Source organism: Propylenella binzhouense (genome assembly GCF_009866965.1).
Taxonomy (GTDB): Bacteria; Pseudomonadota; Alphaproteobacteria; order Rhizobiales; family Afifellaceae; genus Propylenella; species Propylenella binzhouense.
In genome coordinates this window covers 1-17,170 of the sequence record NZ_SPKJ01000085.1, presented here as the reverse complement: position 1 = coordinate 17,170, position 17,170 = coordinate 1, and the positions used below count along the sequence as shown (strand labels likewise).

Sequence of the window (17,170 nt, the reverse complement as noted above, 5' to 3'; positions counted from 1 at the left end):
CCGGCGCGAGGACCGCGCGCGGGCACGCCGGCCTCGAATCCGGACCGGCGCCCGGCCCGACACCGCCGGCTCGATGCTTCAGCTCGCGGGAGCGCCCTCGCCGCGGCCCGCTTAAGGCACGCTCAGCGTGCCGTCAGGCCGCGAGCCGCACCGGCCGCTGCCCGCGCGCGATCACGCGCCCGGAAGACGAGGATCGGCGCCCGCTGCCGCGAGCGGGCTCTGCACCCACGCCAGCTCACGGTTCAGCGCGTGTGTCTGTCCGCACGCAATGCAGTGAAACTCGCCCTCGAGCTCGTCCGATTCGGAAGGATCGGGACCCTTTGCAGCTCTTCCCGTCGGCACCGGGACATTCATGACCGGACATTTCATCAGGATAGCGCCCGGCTTCCAGAGCGTTTCCGCCAATCTTCTTGTCCCCCTTGTCGACTTCAAATTTCCGCAACATACGCTGCTGCTGTGATTCCAGCGCGGCTGCAGATTTCTTCGACGTAGGGTCCGGCGTGCGATCCGTCCAGCATTTCGTCACCTCGCTGACACAATGCCGGCGATGGGAGCGGAAACGGGCAAGGCGGGGCGGGGATGCGCCGGCCTCGAATCCGCTCTGGAGGTCCGGGTGCCGACGCCCGGACGCATGGCCGATCCCCGAGCAATGCGCGCGCGGATCGGGAACGCGAAGCCGGAGGAGGATCCCGCCGCGCGGGTGCCGGAACACGGCGAAGGCTCCGCCTCTCCGGTCCGGACCGCCGGTGCGTTCCACGTTCGGCCAGGTCATTGAAATGAATGGCGGGAGTGACGGGGCTCGAACCCGCGACCTCCGGCGTGACAGGCCGGCATAGGCGGCCGCGACCGCGTCGAAGATACGGTCCCAGACGCCCAGCTTCCGCCAGCGCACGAAACGGTTGTAGCAGGTCGTCGGTGGACCGTAGCGCATAGAGGCAATCATCCAGCGGCAGTAGCGTGCGTCGGTGGAAGGCGATGACGATCGCCTCTTCTTCCAGCGACAAGACCGTGGAATGAGCCTCCCTTGGCCCGGTTGACAGATCGGCGACCGAAGACCGCTTCTTCCACTTCGCCACAGGCTTCTGGTTGATGCCCTAGCGCTTGGCCAGTGCTCTCAGGCTCTGTTGACTTATGCTGTATCGCTCGACGGACCGCCTCTGGTCGTGGCGCTGCCGTGTAGAACCTGCCCCATAGTGGGTCCCTCCATTCCTGCGAAAAGAGTGCACCATCAAGAACTGGGATCAAACACCTAGGGTGGGATGTTCGACCCGGCTCTCCACCCAAACGCCCGCCGGATCCGCGACTTGGTCGAAGGCGGCGTTTTGCTCGGAATCCACTGCATTTGCTGCGGCAAATTCAGCACGGGCGACGTGGGCAGCCTGGGACTCGATACCCACACCTTCGTCCAAGCGGGCCCCGAAGCCGGGTTCTCCCGGCCCCCGCCATTTCGCGGGCATGCGGCCGCGGGAGTCACTCCCGAGGCAGGTCAGCCGGTCGACTGCGCATCCAACGGCACGGCTGAAGTGAACCGCTGTCGAGGCGGGCCTGTCTTCTGGGTTCGTCTTCCCCGAACGCTTGGTGTTGTGCGTATTCTTGGGATTATACACTAGCTATTTGCAGCCATATTGTAAAGCGGTAGCAAGTATGGCAGGATAACGGAAGTGGCTTTTGGCGCCCCTGCTTGACGAAAGCGGAAGGGCAGCTTGAAAGCCACTGCCATTACAATGAAGTGATTACAGGGAGGAGTGGATGAAGTGTGCCGGTGTGGTGGCTCTGACGCTCGCCCTCTTAGCCGCAGCGGAAGCCGAAGCATCACAGGACCTCTGCAAGGACGTTCTCGTGAACGGAACCATGGCCGTCAGTTCCTGGACAAACGATATTTTCCTCTCACAGGTGCTGCAGTCCCGGGAGCTCACCGAGGCGGAGCGGGGCCGAGCGACGGGAATCCAGACCGGCATGGAGGTGCCGATCGAGGGCTTACCTGTGAGCGGCCATGGCAATGCAAACGATCGACGGCGATACTACGAGAGCGCGCAAAAGTTCATTGATTTCAGGCGCCTTTACAAAGACCAGAGCTCTGCAATGATCGCGTCGGGAGATCCGACGATCGTCGGGGCCTGGCGCGACTGCATGCGAAGCTCGAGAGGCCTTTTCGTCCACTTCGAGCCGGTGAGTGCTGGGACAACTCGTCTGCATGTCGAATGGCACAGCTACCCGGTCGTGAAGGGCGTGTCCTCCTCCACCCTTATCACCTCCGCGCTCCTGTCTTCCGACCGGGAGAGCAAACTCGAAGATATCGAGGGGTGCTTGCAAAAAGGATTCGAGTTTCGAGATCAGCAGAGATGTACAGTCACGATAGCCGCACCGCCGGAAGCGTGGCTGACCGTGACGATCCACAGCGAGCATGAGGCTGCCTCGGCTGAGCTGCCGCCACGGTTGCGGATGGAGGCAGAGCGCCAGCCGTTCAATCCTCCCGACGAAGCGGGAGTGTCCGCATACGACCAGGGCCGGAGCGGCCCAGAGGTCTGTGTGGATGCTCCTGAAGGCTGGACGATCGTGGAAGGGAGCGTCTTCCAGCAGACAAGGGTGCGCGGAAAGTTGCCAAGCAGCAGCTGCAATTGGGCGGAGAACCCAAAGTTTCTCGGAGACGCAAAGAGGGTGTGCTGGAGAGCGAAGGCAGGGCCGGTAAGGGCAAAAGGCGAGAACCGCTGCTTCGTAAAGGTGGCAGGTGATCTGATCCGGTGGAAGCCTGTCCCGTCACTCCCCTGAAGCTTCCGGCCAGACGCTCGTGATTGCCGGCGCGAATAGGAGGCCGTAGCCTCACCCGCTCGCGCCGTGAGCTCGGCATCAATCGGCTTCAGCCCGATGCCCTCCCGCCCCGGCTCGAACTCGATCCCGGGCACCTTCGCGACGAGCTTGGGTTCCTTCGCCACCGCCGTCCTGTCGATCTCCTCTTTGGTGCGGACGAAGCGCTCGAGGCCCGAGCTTCTTCAGCTTGCGATCGCCATCGCTGCGAGGCTCACCTAGACGCCGAGGCTCGGGCACCCTATGCGCCAGCTGATTTCTCCGGCACGCAGGCCCGCCGTCGTCGAGCGGTGGCAGTCGGTCAGCCGCTCGCGATACACCTAAGCGTCCGGACTCAATCAGCACCAGAAGGCGAGTACGCGGCCAGCTTATCGTAGCGTGTTGCGAGGCGGCGGAAAGTCCTTCAGCCGGCAGAAGGTCGCCTCGATTCATTAGCTAGTGGTTCGGATCGTGCCGCACGGCACACTCCGCTCCTGCCCCCGCCTCCCATCGTGCCAATTGTCCAGCCGGCCCCCAGATGCCGGATTTCCTCGGTGATCGAGCTCTGGATGTCACGCATATGGGCCTGGGAGACGTACTCCCGAGCGACGATCTCCCGGAACTCGGCGAGCGCGACGAAGGCGGCCCGGACCTCGATCTGGGCCGCCGCGGCCGCTTCCTTCGCCTCAAGGATGCCGGCCTTACTGCTCGCCTCGATCTTGGACCGGCCGCGATGAGCTCGGATTCGAGCTTCTCGATGGATTCGGCGAAGCGCCGCGTCATGCGCTGCGGAAAGGGCGCGCGAGAATGCGTGACGGCGACTGATCGAGAACAAATGCCTGAACCACCCGGTCCGGGTTCAGACTTCTCGTCTTGCCGACATCGGCTAGGTCATCGAGATGAATGGCGGGAGTGACGGGGCTCGAACCCGCGACCTCCGGCGTGACAGGCCGGCACTCTAACCAACTGAGCTACACCCCCGCGAGGTGCACCGGGGCGCGTGGCGCCCGGCAGCGGTGCGGCGGAGATAGGCTGGCGGTCTGCGGCTGTCAAGCACGATGGCGCGCCGAAGTGCGTTGTCCCTCCGGCATTTGCGCCGCGGCTGCTTGCCGCTATCACCGTCCCATGAACATTCCGATCCGCGGGCGGTGAAGCCGCGATGCTGCACCTGCTCAACATCTCCATCCTGACGGGCGCGGTGCTGGTGGCGGCCGCCATCTTCAGCAGCCTCGCGGCCCGGCGGTTCGGCGCCCCCCTCCTCCTGATCTTCCTCCTCGTGGGCCTCGTGGCCGGCGAGGACGGCCTCGGGCTCGAATTCGACAATGCCGACCTCGCTTATTCGATCGGGACGGTGGCGCTCGCCATCATCCTGTTCGACAGCGGCTTCGGCACCCGCCTGTCCACGATCCGGCAGGCCGCGCTTCCGGCGTTCGTGCTGGCGACCGTCGGCGTTCTCCTGACGGCCGGCCTGACGGCGCTCGCGGCCGCGTTCCTGTTCGGCTTCGGCTGGCTCGAGGCGCTGCTCCTCGGCGCGATCGTGAGCTCCACGGATGCCGCCGCGGTGTTCTTCCTGCTCCGGGTCGGCGGCATCCGCCTGCGCGAGCGCGTCCGCTCCACGCTCGAGATCGAATCCGGCTCCAACGATCCGATGGCCGTCTTCCTGACCGTCACGCTGGTGGAGCTGATCGGGGCGCGGTCGGGCCTCGCGGATGCCACCGGCGCGCTTCTCGGCGCCTTCGTCCTGCAGATGGGGCTCGGCCTCGTCCTCGGCGCGCTCGGCGGCGTGCTCCTGGTGCGCATCATCAACCGGCTCGACATGGATCCGGGTCTCTATCCGATCCTCGCCCTCGCCGCCGCGCTCGTCCTCTTCGCGCTGACCTCGCTCCTCGGCGGCAGCGGCTTCCTCGCGGTCTATGTCGCTGGCCTCTACGCCGGCAACAAGCGGCTCAAGAACCTCGCCTCCCTCCAGCGTTTCCAGGAGGGCATGACCTGGCTCGCCCAGATCGTCATGTTCCTCGTGCTGGGCCTGCTGGCGACGCCCTCCGAGTTCCCGGCCATCGTGCTGCCGGCGATCGCGCTCGCCGTCTTCCTGATCTTCGTCGCCCGGCCGGTCGCGGTCTGGCTCTGCCTGCTGCCGTTCCGCTTCCCCCGCAGCGAGTCGGCCTTCGTGGCCTGGGTCGGCCTGCGCGGCGCCGTCTCGATCCTGCTCGCGATCCTGCCGCTTGCGGAGGCGATCCCGGACGGCCAGCTCTACTTCAACGTCGCCTTCGTCATGGTGCTCGTCTCCCTCGTCGTCCAGGGCTGGACCATCCGGCCGATGGCGAAGCGTCTCGGCCTCATCGTGCCGCCGCGGATCGGGCCGGTCGACAAGGTGGAGCTCGATCTTCCCGGGCGCAGCACCCACGAGCTGGTCGTCTACCACGTCGCCGCCGACAGCCCGGTCGCCCGCGGCGGGCGCATCCCGCGCTGGGCGCGGCCGTCGCTGGTCGTGCGCAAGGGCCAGTCGCATCGCTACGCCTATGCCGGCCGGGTCGAGCCGGGCGACCATGTCTATATCTTCGCCGCGCCGCGCTACGTGCCGCTCCTCGACCGCCTGTTCGCGAACCCGGCCACGCTCGACCCCGAGGACGAGCACTTCTTCGGCGCCTTCTTCGTCGATCCGCAGCACACGGTCGGCGAACTCCAGATGGCCTACGGGGCCGATCCGGGCGCCGCGCCGCCGTCGACCCCGATCGGCCAGTTCATCGCGGAACGGCTCGGCGGCCGCGCGGAGATCGGCGACCGGGTCAGCTGCGGGACGATCGACCTCATCGTGCGCGAGATCGATCCCGACGGGCGGCCGACCGGCGTCGGCATCGTGATCGAGCCGGAGCCGGAGGAGGGCCTGGCGCGCTCGCCCCTCCTGCGCAACCTCGTCGAGATCGCCGCGATGGTCCGGCAGCGCATCCGCCGCTGAAATCCTCGCCGGGGCGAGCGCGCGCGTCCTCACGCGAAGTGGAAGTCGCCGGTATCGAAGTCGCCGATGTCGGCGCCCGCGACGAAGAACGCGCCGGTGCCGTAATCGACCAGCACGCCGCCGGCTTCCGTGGTGAAGACGAGATCGTCGAAATCCGACGCCCCCGTCTGGGCGCTCAGGTCGAACCAGTCGATGCCGTCGAGATAGTCGCCGACCGTGTCGTGCCCGCCGCCGTCGCCGAACGCGAAGACGTCCGCCCCGGCCTCGCCATAGAGCCAGTCGTTGTCGGCCCCGCCGGAGAGCACGTCGTCCCCGTCCCCGCCGCGCAGGACGTCGATGCCGGCGCCGCCATGGAGCGTGTCGGCATCCGCATTGCCGAACAGGCGGTCGTCGCCGCCGCCGCCATCGATCTCGTCGGCGCCCGCGCCGCCGGAAAGCTGGTTGGCGATGCCGCTGCCCCGAATGACGTCGCCGAAATTCGAGCCCGTCACGTTCTCGATCCGCAGCAGCGTGTCGGCGCCATCGCCGGTCGCGGTGCCGAGCGCGAGGTCCACCGTCACCGCACCGGTCGCATAGACGTAGTTTGCCGTGTCGGTGCCCGCGCCGCCATCGAGCGTGTCGTCGCCGCCGAGCCCGTAGAGCGTGTCGTTGCCGCCCGCTCCGAGGAGCGCATTCGCGCCCCCATTGCCGAGCAGCTTGTCGTCGAAGTCCGAGCCCGTGACGTTCTCGATCCGCATCAGGCTGTCGGCGCCGTCTCCGGTCGCGGTGCCGTTCGAAAGGTTCACCGTCACGGCGGAGGTGGCATAGGCGTAGTTCGCCGTGTCGGTCCCCGCGCCGCCGTCGAGCGTGTCGTCGCCGCCGAGCCCGTAGAGCGTGTCGCTGCCCCCTGCCCCGATGAGCACGTTCGCGCCGGCATTGCCGAGCAGCCTGTCGTCGAACCCCGAACCCGTCAGGTTCTCGATGCCGATGAGCCTGTCGGTGCCGTCGCCGGTCGCGGTGCCGTTCGAAAGGTTCACCGTCACGGCGGAGGTGGCATAGGCGTAGTTCGCCGTGTCGATCCCCGCGCCGCCATCGAGCGTGTCGTCGCCGGCAAGCCCGTAGAGCGTATCGTTGCCCGCCCCGCCGGAAAGCGCGTTTGCGAGCGCGTTGCCGAGCAGCTTGTCGTCATAGGCCGAGCCGACGACGTTCTCGATCGCGACGAGCGTGTCGGTGCCGTCGCCGGTCGCGGTGCCGTTCGTGAGGTTCACGGTGACGGCGCCCGTCGCATAGACGTAGTTCGCCGTGTCTCTCCCCGCGCCGCCGTCGAGCCTGTCGTTGCCGCCGACCCCGAAGAGCGTATCGTCGCCGGCCTCGCCGGAGAGCACGTTTGCGAGGCCGTTCCCGAGCAGCTTGTCGGCGAAGGCCGAGCCCGTCAGGTTCTCGATCCCGGAAAGGGCGTCCGCCCCCTCGCCGCTCGCGATGCCGGTCGTGAGGTTTGCGGTCACGCCGGCGCCCGCCGCCGCGTAGCTCACCGTGTCGATCCCCGCCCCGCCGGTCAGGGTGTCGTTGCCCGCGCCGCCGGTCAGGGTGTCGTTGCCCGCCCCGCCGTCGATGATGTCGTTGTTGTCCGCTCCGTTCACGACGTCGTTCGCCGATCCCGCGGTGATCCAGTCCCGGCCGACGCTGCCGTTGATCGTGCTCGCGACGTTCGGCCCGACCGTCTGCACGATGCCCGCATAGGTCGTGCCGACATTCAGCGTCGCCGTGTCGACGCCCGCCGTCCAGTTCGTGAAGACGAAGCTGCTGACGTCCATGTAGTTCATGTTCGTGAGGATCAGCGCGTTCGCGCCGGAATCCCCGACGATCTCCGTCCCGGCCGTCATGCCGAGCGACGATGCGCCGCTCTCCGTCTCGCCGATCCCGAACAGCGCGTTGCTGAAGGTGATCGTGTTCGCGCCGTTGAAGACGACGCGGTTGATCAGGTGCAGGTCGGCCATCGAGGAGAAGTCGACGTCGACACGCGCTTCGATCGTGTTGATCTCGCCCACGCCGAGATCGGAGCCGAAGCCCCAGGTGCCGTTCACCCGCTCGCCGGCCTCGAAATCGCCCGCCTCGAACACGAACGTGTCGTTGCCCGCGCCGCCGCCGACGGCATCGGCTCCCGCCCCGCCATAGATCGTGTCGTCGCCGCTGCCGCCGGCCATGTAGTCGTTGCCCTCATAGCCGCGTATGGTCTGGTCTTCCGTGATGCTCGGATCGGGCTGGGTGCCCACCCGGCCGAACACGAAATTGTCGCCGGCAAGCCAGGTCTCGACGAAGTCGGGCGCGAATACGGAGCCGCTCCAGTCGTGCCATCCGCCGAGCGTGACCAGCGGGACCGCCGGGTCGATGAACTCGTCGGGGCTGGGCGCGGTGCCCGGCGCATAGACGCCCACGAACGTGATCTCGTGGGCCGCCACCAGGATCAGCTGGCCTTCGCCGTTGGTCGTGAACTCGACGCCGTCTGTGCCCGGCATCGCGAAGATGACGACCGAGCCGTCCTCGAAGGTCACCACGTAGCGCCAGTCGAACAGGCCGGCATTGTAGAACTCGGTCGAGGCGATCTCGCTTTCCGGCAGAAAGCCCGTCTCGAAGCTGAAATAGTCGGTGTATCCGGGGGATAGCGTAACGCTCGTATTCGAAACCATGGTCGGACTCCACTCGTCGCCACGACCGGCTGCGGGCCTCAACGCCGCCGTTAACGGAAAATTGATAGCGCAAGCCCCGGCGCTCCGCATCAGTCGATTTGGAAATGTGCGCATCCGCGACGTCGCTCGGAGCTTCGGACGGGGCGAGCCCCAGCCGCTCGCAAAGCGCGCCTCATCCGCGCTCCGGGCCGCGACGTCCCCGTGGCCGAGGTGGACGCTCGCGAGGGCTGCGCGTCCGCATGGCGCCTGAACTCGGGATCCGTCTTTACGATTACGGCGATGAGAACATCCGGTCGCGCCCGTCGGCGTTGACGGGCGCCATCAGGAGCGTCGCACGGCCGCAGGTGATGATGAGGATGTGCCGGCGGGCCATGGCGAATCCGCCCGCGCGTTTCCGGAAGCGGCCCTGCCGCGCGCTCCCCTCAGGCGCCAGACCCGCGCCGCGCCCGGGGCAATGCGCGGTCCGGCGGAACGGCGCCGATGGACCGGCGCCGGCGGATCGCACGCGCTCCATGGTGCGACCTCTATGGTGGGCGGTGACGGGTTCGAACCGCCGACCCCCTGGGTGTAAACCAGGTGCTCTTCCAGCTGAGCTAACCGCCCGATCGCTCACGCTCTAGGGCGCGGCGGGCGCCGTGACAAGCATGCCGGTTCGGCCGGTCTAAGCGTGGCCGAACCGGAACGTCGGATCAGCCGTTCACGGCGTCCTTCAGCCCCTTGCCGGGCTTGAACTTGGCCTGCTTGGAGGCCTTGATCTCCATCGGCTCGCCGGTCTGCGGGTTGCGGCCGGTGCTGGCCGCGCGCTCCGAGACCACGAAGTTGCCGAATCCGAGAATGCGAACTTCCTCGCCCTTCTTCAGCGTGTCGGTGATGCACTCGAACACAGTCTCCACGGCCTGGTTGGCGGCCGATTTGGACATCCCCGTCTTCTCCGCCACGGCGGTGGCAAGGTCGCCCTTGTTCATCCTCGTTCTCCTTTTCTGCGAGACCGCTCTTGCTTCCCCCCTGGCCGCGCCGCGCGACCACGGGTTCATCACGGCCTACTTTTTCGGCCCGAGCAAGCCTGCAAAGCCCGGAAATCCGCGGAAGGCAACAAAAAAAGCCGCCCGGCGCACCGGGCGGCCCGTCTTTTTCACATGTCTCGGCCTCAGTGGGCGACCATCCCGGCGGACGGCTCCTCCTCCGGAACCCGGGCCTTCGCAGGCTCCTCCTCCGGCTCGGTCCACTCGATCGGCTCGGGCGCGGAGAGCAGCGCGTGCGTCAGCACCTCGTCCATCCGCGAGACCGGGATGATGTCGAGCCCGCTCTTCACGTTGTCCGGAATCTCAGCCAGATCCTTGGCGTTGTCCTCCGGGATGAGCACGGTCGTGATGCCGGCGCGGAGGGCCGCGAGCAGCTTCTCCTTCAGCCCGCCGATCGGGAGCACGCGGCCCCGCAGCGTGATCTCGCCGGTCATGGCGACATCCTTGCGGACGGGAATGCCCGTCATCACGGAGACGATCGCGGTCACCATCGCGATGCCGGCCGAGGGGCCGTCCTTCGGCGTCGCGCCCTCCGGAACGTGGACATGGATGTCCCGCTTGTCGAAGAGCGGCGGGCGGATGCCGAAATCGACGGCGCGCGAGCGGACGTAGGAGGCCGCCGCGGAGATCGATTCCTTCATCACGTCGCGCAGGTTGCCCGTGACGGTCATCTTGCCCTTGCCGGGCATCATGGCGCCTTCGATCGTCAGGATCTCGCCGCCGAACTCCGTCCAGGCGAGGCCGGTGACGACGCCGACCCGGTCCTCGAGCTCGGCCTCGCCGTACCGGAAGCGCGGCACGCCGAGATAGTCGGCAAGCGTCTCCCCGGTGACCTTGATCGCCTTCTTCTCGGAGGTCAGCAGCTCCTTCACCGCCTTCCGCGCCAGCGTCGCGAGCTCGCGCTCGAGATTGCGGACGCCGGCCTCCCGCGTGTAGCGGCGGATGACCTGGCGGAGCGCCCCCTCGTCCACCTCGAACTCGCCGGCCCGCAGCCCGTGGTCGCGCTCGGATTTCGGCAACAGGTGGCGATGCGCGATCTCGACCTTCTCGTCCTCGGTGTAGCCGGCGATCCGGATGATCTCCATCCGGTCCATCAACGGGGCCGGGATGTTGAGCGTGTTCGCCGTGGTCACGAACATCACGTCCGAGAGGTCGTACTCGACCTCCAGATAGTGGTCCATGAACGTCGAGTTCTGCTCGGGATCGAGCACCTCGAGGAGCGCCGACGACGGATCGCCGCGGAAATCCATGCCCATCTTGTCGATCTCGTCGAGCAGGAAGAGCGGGTTGGACTTCTTGGCCTTCCGCATCGACTGGATGACCTTGCCGGGCATCGAGCCGATATAGGTCCGCCGGTGGCCGCGGATCTCCGCCTCGTCCCGCACGCCGCCGAGCGACATGCGGACGAACTCGCGGCCCGTCGCCTTGGCGATCGACTTTCCGAGCGAGGTCTTGCCGACGCCCGGAGGACCGACGAGGCAGAGGATCGGCCCCTTCAGCTTGTTCGCGCGGCTCTGGACCGCGAGATACTCGATGATCCGCTCCTTCACCTTCTCGAGGCCGTAATGGTCCGCGTTCAGCACCTCCTCGGCGAAGGCCAGGTCGTTGCGGACCTTCGAGCGCTTCTTCCACGGGATGCCGAGCACCCAGTCGAGGTAGTTGCGCACCACCGTCGCCTCGGCGGACATCGGGCTCATCTGCCTGAGCTTCTTCAGCTCGGCCTCGGCCTTCTCCTTGGCCTCGCGGGAAAGCTTCGTCTTGGCGATCCGCTCCTCGAGCTCGCGCAGCTCGTCACGGCCTTCCTCGCCGTCGCCGAGCTCCTTCTGGATCGCCTTCATCTGCTCGTTCAGGTAGTACTCGCGCTGCGTCTTCTCCATCTGGCGCTTGACGCGCGAGCGGATCCGCTTCTCCACCTGGAGCACGGAGATCTCGCTCTCCATCATGCCGAGCACCTTCTCGAGCCGGTCGGCGACCGAGACGAGGCCCAGGATGTCCTGCTTGTCCGGGATCCGCACCGCCAGATGCGAGGCGATCGTGTCCGCGAGCTTGGAATAGTCCTCGATATTGGCGACCGCGGAGAGGACCTCCGGGCTGACCTTCTTGTTGAGCTTGACGTAGTTCTCGAACTCGCTGACCACCGAACGGGCGAGCGCCTCGACCTCGACCTCCTCGCCGATCGTCTCGGCGAGAACGCGCGCCTCGGCCTCGTAGAACTCGTCGCGCTCGCGATACCGCACGATCTGCGCGCGGTCGCGCCCCTCGACCAGCACCTTGACGGTTCCGTCGGGCAGCTTGAGGAGCTGCAGGACGGTCGCGAGCGTGCCGACCTCGTAGATCGCCTCGGGCGCCGGATCGTCGTCGCCGGCATTCTTCTGGGTGGCGAGCAGGATCTGCTTGTCGACCCGCATCACCTCCTCGAGCGCGTTGATGGATTTTTCGCGGCCGACGAAGAGCGGCACGATCATGTGGGGAAAAACCACGATGTCGCGGAGGGGCAGGACGGGATAGACCCCCTCGCCGGACGGAACACCAATGAGGCGCGGATTCTCGGTCATGGGTTTTCCTTTGAAAATTGCCGGGCGCCGCAAGCGCGGGCCCCGCAAATCGGAGTGTAGTGGCGGCTCGCTTCCGGGGAAACCGCCGTCCGGAGAGGACGGCATGTGCTGCGGGGGGCCGGTGCCGGCGCAAGCCGTTTGTTGCGGCTTAGGTGGAAACCGCGGACCCCGAATTCAAGGGTGCCCGCACCGGCGGGCACCCGCGCCGCGGACCGTGCGGGTTCAGGCCGAGCGGCCCGCATTCTGATGATGCTCGTCGGCCCGCTCGCTGTAGATGTAGAGCGGACGCGAATTGCCGTTCACGACGTCGGCGGAGATGACGACCTCCTCGACCCCGGCGAGGCCCGGCAGGTCGAACATCGTATCGAGCAGGATCGCTTCCATGATGGAGCGCAGGCCGCGCGCGCCGGTCTTGCGCTCGATCGCCTTCTTGGCGATCGCGTTCAGCGCGTCCTCGTGGAAGTTGAGCTGAACGCTCTCCATCTCGAACAGCCGCTGATACTGCTTCACGAGCGCGTTCTTCGGCTCCGTCAGGATCTGCACCAGGGCGCCCTCGTCGAGATCCTCGAGCGTCGCGACCACCGGCAGCCGGCCGACGAACTCGGGAATGAGGCCGAATTTCAGCAGGTCCTCCGGCTCGACCTGGCGGAACAGCTCGCCGGTCTTGCGGTCCTCCGGCGCCGCCACGCGCGCGCTGAACCCGATCGAGGTCTTGCGGCCGCGGTCGGAGATGATCTTGTCGAGGCCGGAAAAGGCGCCGCCGCAGATGAACAGGATGTTCGTCGTGTCGACCTGCAGGAACTCCTGCTGCGGGTGCTTGCGCCCGCCCTGGGGCGGCACGCTCGCGACCGTGCCTTCCATGATCTTCAGGAGCGCCTGCTGCACGCCCTCGCCCGACACGTCGCGCGTGATCGACGGATTGTCGGACTTGCGGCTGATCTTGTCGACCTCGTCGATATAGACGATGCCGCGCTGCGCCCGCTCGACATTGTAGTCCGCCGCCTGCAGCAGCTTCAGGATGATGTTCTCGACATCCTCGCCGACATAGCCGGCCTCCGTCAGCGTGGTGGCGTCGGCCATCGTGAAGGGCACGTCGAGGATGCGGGCGAGCGTCTGCGCGAGCAGGGTCTTGCCGCATCCGGTCGGGCCGATCAGCAGGATGTTCGACTTCGCGAGCTCGACGTCGTTGTTGCGGGCGGCATGGTTCAGCCGCTTGTAGTGGTTGTGGACGGCGACCGAGAGCACCTTCTTGGCGTGCTCCTGCCCGACCACGTAGTCGTTCAGGACCTCGTAGATCTCGAGCGGGGTCGGCACCCCGTCCCCCGATTTCACCAGCGAGGACTTGTTCTCCTCGCGGATGATGTCCATGCAGAGCTCGACGCACTCGTCGCAGATGAAAACCGTGGGGCCGGCAATCAGCTTGCGGACCTCGTGCTGGCTCTTGCCGCAGAAGGAGCAATAGAGGGTGTTCTTGCTCTCGCCACCGCCGCTCCCGCTGATCTTGCTCATATCAATCCTCGTTCACTGCGTCCGGCGCCATCCTCCGCCCCGGCCGCTCGCGCCCGTCTTGACGGTACCGAACCATCGTTCCGCGCTAGGTTTCAACATTAACTTAACGTCGCATACCCACCTTGTGTAGGTCATTTCTCGCCGCCGGGGCCCGCCTGCTCCAGCGCGCTCCGGCTCGTAATCACCTGATCCACCAATCCGAAATCACGCGCCTGCTCGGCCGACATGAAGTAGTCGCGGTCCAGCGTCCGCTCGATCTCTTCGTAACTACGTCCCGTGTGCTTGACATAGGTGTCGTTCAGCCGGCGCTTCATCTTGATGATGTCTTCCGCATGCCGCTCGATGTCCGACGCCTGGCCCTGGAACCCGCCCGAGGGCTGGTGGACCATGATGCGCGCATTGGGCAACGCAAACCGCATGCCAGCCTCGCCGGCGCACAGCAGCAGCGAGCCCATCGAGGCTGCCTGGCCGATGCAGAGCGTCGAGACGGCCGGCTTGATGAACTGCATCGTGTCGTAGATCGCCATGCCCGAGGTCACCACGCCGCCCGGCGAGTTGATGTAGAGGGCGATCTCCTTCTTCGGGTTCTCCGCCTCCAGGAACAGAAGCTGCGCGCAGACGAGCGCCGCGCCGTGGTCCTCGATCGGCCCGGTGACGAAGATGATTCGCTCCTTCAGGAGGCGCGAATAGATGTCGTAGGCGCGCTCGCCGCGATTCGTCTGCTCGACGACCATCGGCACGAGCAGGTTCATATAGCTGTCGACGGGATCTCTCATAAACGTCACCTGGCGCTGGCGCCGCCGGCTTCCGCGGCCGGCTTCTGCGATTCTTCCTACATAGGACTGTTTGGGAGCTTACCCAAGGGCGCTGTCCGGCGCGCGGCCGGGCCTGTGGACCGATGGTCGCGCCGCCGTCTCCCCTCGGCTGCTCCTCGTCCCGGAGCTGGCGATCCGCCGGCCGGACCGCAACCCGCACAGGAACGAAAAGGGCGGCTCCGTGGAAGCCGCCCCGGTTCGAAGCTCCTCGCCGTCCCGCCCCTAACGGTCGTGATCGTGGTCGTGACCATGGTCATGGTCATGGTCATGGTCATGGTCATGGTCGTGGTGGTGATGGTGCTCGTGGCCGAGACCGTCCTCCTCGTCCTCCTTCAGGAGCTCCTCCTTGGAGACGGTCTTGTCCGTCACGTCGGCGAGCTCGAGGAGGTAGTCGACGACCTTTTCCTCGAAGATCGGCGCGCGCAGCGCCTGGAGCGCCTCGGGCTGGTTCTTGTAGTACTGCAGCACCTGCTGCTCCTGGCCCGGATAGCGGCGGATCTGCTCGTACAGCGCCCGCTGCAGCTCCTCGTCCGTCACGCTGACATTTGCCTTCTCGCCGAGCTTGGCGAGCACGAGGCCGAGCCGCACCCGCCGCTCGGCGATCTTGCGGTAGTCGGCGCGCGACGCTTCCTCGGTGGTGCCCTCGTCCTCGAAGGAGCGGCCGTGATGCTCGACGTCGTGCATCACCTGGCGCCAGATATTGTCGAACTCCTGCTCGACGAGGTTCCCGGGGAGCGCGAAATCGTGCATCTCGTCGAGCTTGTCGAGGAGCTGCCGCTTCACCTTCTGCCGGGTCGCGCCGCCGTACTCGCTCTCGATCTGGCCCTTGATGAGCTCGCGCAGCCGCTCGAAGCTCTCGATGCCGAGACGCTTGGCGAACTCGTCGTCGAGAACGAGCTCGCCCGGCGCCGCCACCTCGGCGACCGAGACGTCGAAGGTCGCCGCCTTGCCGGCGAGCTGCGCGGCCGGATATTCGTCCGGGAACGTGACCTCGATGGTCTTCTCGTCGCCGGCCTTGAGGCCCTTCAGCTGTTCCTCGAAGCCCGGGATGAAGCGGTTGGAGCCGATCACGATCTGGGCGTTCTCGTCGGTGCCGCCCTCGAACGGCTCGCCGTCGAGCTTGCCGACATAGGAGAGCGTCACGCGGTCGCCGTCCTCGGCCGCCCGCTCGGCCTTCTCGTAGGACCGGTTGCCCTCGGCGATCTGCTCGAGCCGCTCCTGCACTTCCGCGTCGCTCACCTCGGCCACCGGCCGCTCGATCTTGAGCCCGCTATAGTCCTTGAGCTCGAAGTCGGGCAGCACCTCGTATTCGAGCGTGAAGGTCAGGTCGGCCTCGCCGTCCAGGATGCGGTTCGCCTCGGCCTCGTCCTCCGGCAGCTCGATCTTCGGCTGCATGGCCGCCCGCTCGCCGCGGTCGGTGAGCGCCTGGCGCGAGGTTTCGCTCACCATCGTCTCGACGATCTCGGCCATCGCGGCCTTGCCGTAGATCCGCTTCAGATGGCCGACCGGCACCTTGCCCGGGCGGAAGCCGTTGATGCGAACGCGGGCGCGAAGCTCGTCGAGCTTCTGCGACAGGCGCGAATCGAGCTCGGTCGCCGGGATCGTCACCTTGAGCGCGCGCTTCAGCCCTTCAGAGAGGGTCTCGTTAACCTGCATCGTCACATCCTGATCTTGTCTAGCCGCACCGTCGGCCCGGTGCCCACCGCTTCTCCGCGCTCTACAGAGATGGTGCGGGCGGAGGGACTTGAACCCCCACGGGCAAGCCCACAGGAACCTAAATCCTGCGTGTCTACCAATTCCACCACGCCCGCGCCGGACCGCTGGCCAGCGCGCTGTGCTCGCGCGGGGCTCTAACGTAAGCCCGCCGGCGGGGCAAGCCTTTCCTCCGCGCCGTCCGGCGCCGCTCAGATCCAGCGCAGCGAATAGACGACAGCCGCGAGCGCGCCCGCGAAGGCGACGAGCGCGAGCGGGATCCTGGTCAGGTCGAAGCCCGCGATCTCGCCGCCATTCGCGAGGAGGAAGACGCCGAGGCCGGCGCAGAGGAGAACGAGAACGAGGCGCAACATTCCGGACACCCTCCCGGTATCCCGGACGAGCCTAGCCGGTTCGCGCGCGCATTTCATAAAATTCTTATGATCTGGTTAACCCTGCGGCAGCAATCCGGCGAGGACGGCCGGCAGCATTTCCGGCAGGTCCTCGGAGATCAGCCCCGGCCCGAACCGCACGGAAGCGTCCGCATGGAGCCAGACCGCGGCGCAGGCCGCCTCGAAGGCCGGCATGCGCTGGGCGAGGAGGCCGGCGAGGATGCCGGTCAGCACGTCGCCGGTGCCCGCCGTCGCGAGCCAGGGCGTGCCGTGGTCGCAGATCGCGCCCCGGCCGTCGGGTGCGGCGACGACCGTGTCCGCGCCCTTCAGCACCATCACGGCGCCGGAGCGCCCGGCCGCGCGCCGGGCCCGCTCGAGCTTGCCGTCGGCCTCCGGCAGGTCGGGAAAGAGCCGCACGAACTCGCCGTCGTGCGGCGTCATCGCGACCGGCGCGGCGCGCCCGCCGATGCTTCGGAAGAGCAGGTCGGGCCGCCCGGCGCAGACGGTGATGGCGTCGGCGTCGAGGACGACGGCCGCCTCCGAGCCGAGACAGGCGAAGACGTTCGCGCGGGTCGCCTCGTCGACCCCCGCGCCCGGGCCGATCGCGACCGCGTTGAGGCGGCGGTCGGCGAGAAGCGCGCCGAGCGCGCCGGCATCGGCGAACGCGCGCACCATGATCGCGGTGAGCTTCGCGGCATTGACGGCAAGCGCGTCGGGCGGCGAGGCGACGGTGACGAGCCCCGCGCCGGCCCGCAGCGCGCCGCGGGCGGCGAGCCGCG

General features: G+C 67.1%; 12 protein-coding genes, 3 tRNA genes and 2 pseudogenes. 4 read left to right on the top strand and 13 right to left on the bottom strand.

Annotated features, from left to right (window positions below):
• Positions 1-826: 826 nt before the first annotated feature.
• Together E4O86_RS18205 and E4O86_RS18200 are read right to left on the bottom strand one after the other, a co-directional pair.
• Positions 827-931: pseudogene (locus tag E4O86_RS18205) on the bottom strand (IS5/IS1182 family transposase); the annotation flags it as partial.
• A pseudogene (locus E4O86_RS18200) lies at positions 915-1,192 on the bottom strand (IS481 family transposase); the annotation flags it as partial. The pseudogenes E4O86_RS18205 and E4O86_RS18200, both read right to left, overlap by 17 nt.
• Before the next feature lie 557 nt (positions 1,193-1,749).
• Between E4O86_RS18200 and E4O86_RS18195 the strand changes: the two are divergent.
• From E4O86_RS18195 to E4O86_RS18185, 3 genes are all read left to right on the top strand, one after another.
• Positions 1,750-2,769, top strand: a complete 1,020-nt coding sequence (locus tag E4O86_RS18195) for a hypothetical protein (RefSeq protein ID WP_161141974.1) — start codon at positions 1,750-1,752, stop codon at positions 2,767-2,769.
• A gap of 96 nt (positions 2,770-2,865) precedes the next feature.
• Positions 2,866-3,027 (top strand): hypothetical protein, encoded by a 162-nt coding sequence (locus E4O86_RS18190; RefSeq protein WP_161141973.1) that lies wholly within the window; start codon positions 2,866-2,868, stop codon positions 3,025-3,027.
• 295 nt (positions 3,028-3,322) lie between these two features.
• Positions 3,323-3,700 (top strand): hypothetical protein, encoded by a 378-nt coding sequence (locus E4O86_RS18185; protein ID WP_161141972.1) that lies wholly within the window; start codon positions 3,323-3,325, stop codon positions 3,698-3,700.
• Here E4O86_RS18185 and E4O86_RS18180 read toward each other — a convergent pair.
• Positions 3,689-3,765: transfer RNA gene (locus E4O86_RS18180), tRNA-Asp, on the bottom strand. The genes E4O86_RS18185 and E4O86_RS18180 overlap by 12 nt on opposite strands.
• Before the next feature lie 178 nt (positions 3,766-3,943).
• Here E4O86_RS18180 and E4O86_RS18175 point away from each other — a divergent pair.
• Positions 3,944-5,740 carry a potassium/proton antiporter gene (locus E4O86_RS18175; protein ID WP_161141971.1) on the top strand — a complete coding sequence of 599 codons (1,797 nt, stop codon included), beginning with the start codon at positions 3,944-3,946 and terminating at the stop codon, positions 5,738-5,740.
• Positions 5,741-5,769: 29 nt separating this feature from the next.
• Here E4O86_RS18175 and E4O86_RS18170 read toward each other — a convergent pair whose 3' ends face one another.
• The 10 genes from E4O86_RS18170 to E4O86_RS18125 all read right to left on the bottom strand — a co-directional run.
• Positions 5,770-8,406 (bottom strand): beta strand repeat-containing protein, encoded by a 2,637-nt coding sequence (locus E4O86_RS18170; RefSeq protein WP_161141970.1) that lies wholly within the window; start codon positions 8,404-8,406, stop codon positions 5,770-5,772.
• A gap of 527 nt (positions 8,407-8,933) precedes the next feature.
• Positions 8,934-9,009: transfer RNA gene (locus E4O86_RS18165), tRNA-Val, on the bottom strand.
• Positions 9,010-9,095: 86 nt separating this feature from the next.
• Positions 9,096-9,440 (bottom strand): HU family DNA-binding protein, encoded by a 345-nt coding sequence (locus E4O86_RS18160; protein ID WP_281351631.1) that lies wholly within the window; start codon positions 9,438-9,440, stop codon positions 9,096-9,098.
• A 113-nt stretch (positions 9,441-9,553) separates the two neighbouring features.
• Positions 9,554-11,983 (bottom strand): endopeptidase La, encoded by a 2,430-nt coding sequence (gene lon, locus E4O86_RS18155; protein WP_161141968.1) that lies wholly within the window; start codon positions 11,981-11,983, stop codon positions 9,554-9,556.
• 222 nt (positions 11,984-12,205) lie between these two features.
• Positions 12,206-13,492, bottom strand: coding sequence for an ATP-dependent Clp protease ATP-binding subunit ClpX (clpX, locus tag E4O86_RS18150; RefSeq protein WP_161141967.1), 1,287 nt, complete (start codon positions 13,490-13,492; stop codon positions 12,206-12,208).
• A gap of 131 nt (positions 13,493-13,623) precedes the next feature.
• A complete protein-coding gene (gene clpP / locus E4O86_RS18145) occupies positions 13,624-14,268 on the bottom strand; it encodes an ATP-dependent Clp endopeptidase proteolytic subunit ClpP (RefSeq protein WP_161141966.1) in 645 nt (214 codons plus the stop codon).
• Between the two features lie 261 nt (positions 14,269-14,529).
• Positions 14,530-15,963 (bottom strand): trigger factor, encoded by a 1,434-nt coding sequence (gene tig / locus E4O86_RS18140; RefSeq protein ID WP_161141965.1) that lies wholly within the window; start codon positions 15,961-15,963, stop codon positions 14,530-14,532.
• A 70-nt stretch (positions 15,964-16,033) separates the two neighbouring features.
• A tRNA-Leu gene (locus E4O86_RS18135) sits at positions 16,034-16,118 on the bottom strand.
• A 93-nt stretch (positions 16,119-16,211) separates the two neighbouring features.
• On the bottom strand, positions 16,212-16,373 hold the full coding sequence (locus E4O86_RS18130; RefSeq protein WP_161141964.1) for a hypothetical protein: 162 nt from the start codon (positions 16,371-16,373) through the stop codon (positions 16,212-16,214).
• Positions 16,374-16,448: 75 nt separating this feature from the next.
• Positions 16,449-17,170 (bottom strand): NAD(P)H-hydrate dehydratase (locus tag E4O86_RS18125; protein WP_161141963.1); only part of this gene is annotated, 722 nt, incomplete at its 5' end.

Bases quoted from the DNA above. Each gene is read 5' to 3' on its own strand.
- E4O86_RS18195 (WP_161141974.1), top strand. From the start codon at position 1,750: ATGAAGTGTGCCGGTGTGGTGGCTCTGACGCTCGCCCTCTTAGCCGCA.
- E4O86_RS18190 (WP_161141973.1), top strand. From the start codon at position 2,866: ATGCCCTCCCGCCCCGGCTCGAACTCGATCCCGGGCACCTTCGCGACG.
- E4O86_RS18185 (WP_161141972.1), top strand. From the start codon at position 3,323: ATGCCGGATTTCCTCGGTGATCGAGCTCTGGATGTCACGCATATGGGC.
- E4O86_RS18175 (WP_161141971.1), top strand. From the start codon at position 3,944: ATGCTGCACCTGCTCAACATCTCCATCCTGACGGGCGCGGTGCTGGTG.
- E4O86_RS18170 (WP_161141970.1), bottom strand. From the start codon at position 8,406: ATGGTTTCGAATACGAGCGTTACGCTATCCCCCGGATACACCGACTAT.
- E4O86_RS18160 (WP_281351631.1), bottom strand. From the start codon at position 9,440: ATGAACCCGTGGTCGCGCGGCGCGGCCAGGGGGGAAGCAAGAGCGGTC.
- lon (WP_161141968.1), bottom strand. From the start codon at position 11,983: ATGACCGAGAATCCGCGCCTCATTGGTGTTCCGTCCGGCGAGGGGGTC.
- clpX (WP_161141967.1), bottom strand. From the start codon at position 13,492: ATGAGCAAGATCAGCGGGAGCGGCGGTGGCGAGAGCAAGAACACCCTC.
- clpP (WP_161141966.1), bottom strand. From the start codon at position 14,268: ATGAGAGATCCCGTCGACAGCTATATGAACCTGCTCGTGCCGATGGTC.
- tig (WP_161141965.1), bottom strand. From the start codon at position 15,963: ATGCAGGTTAACGAGACCCTCTCTGAAGGGCTGAAGCGCGCGCTCAAG.
- E4O86_RS18130 (WP_161141964.1), bottom strand. From the start codon at position 16,373: ATGTTGCGCCTCGTTCTCGTTCTCCTCTGCGCCGGCCTCGGCGTCTTC.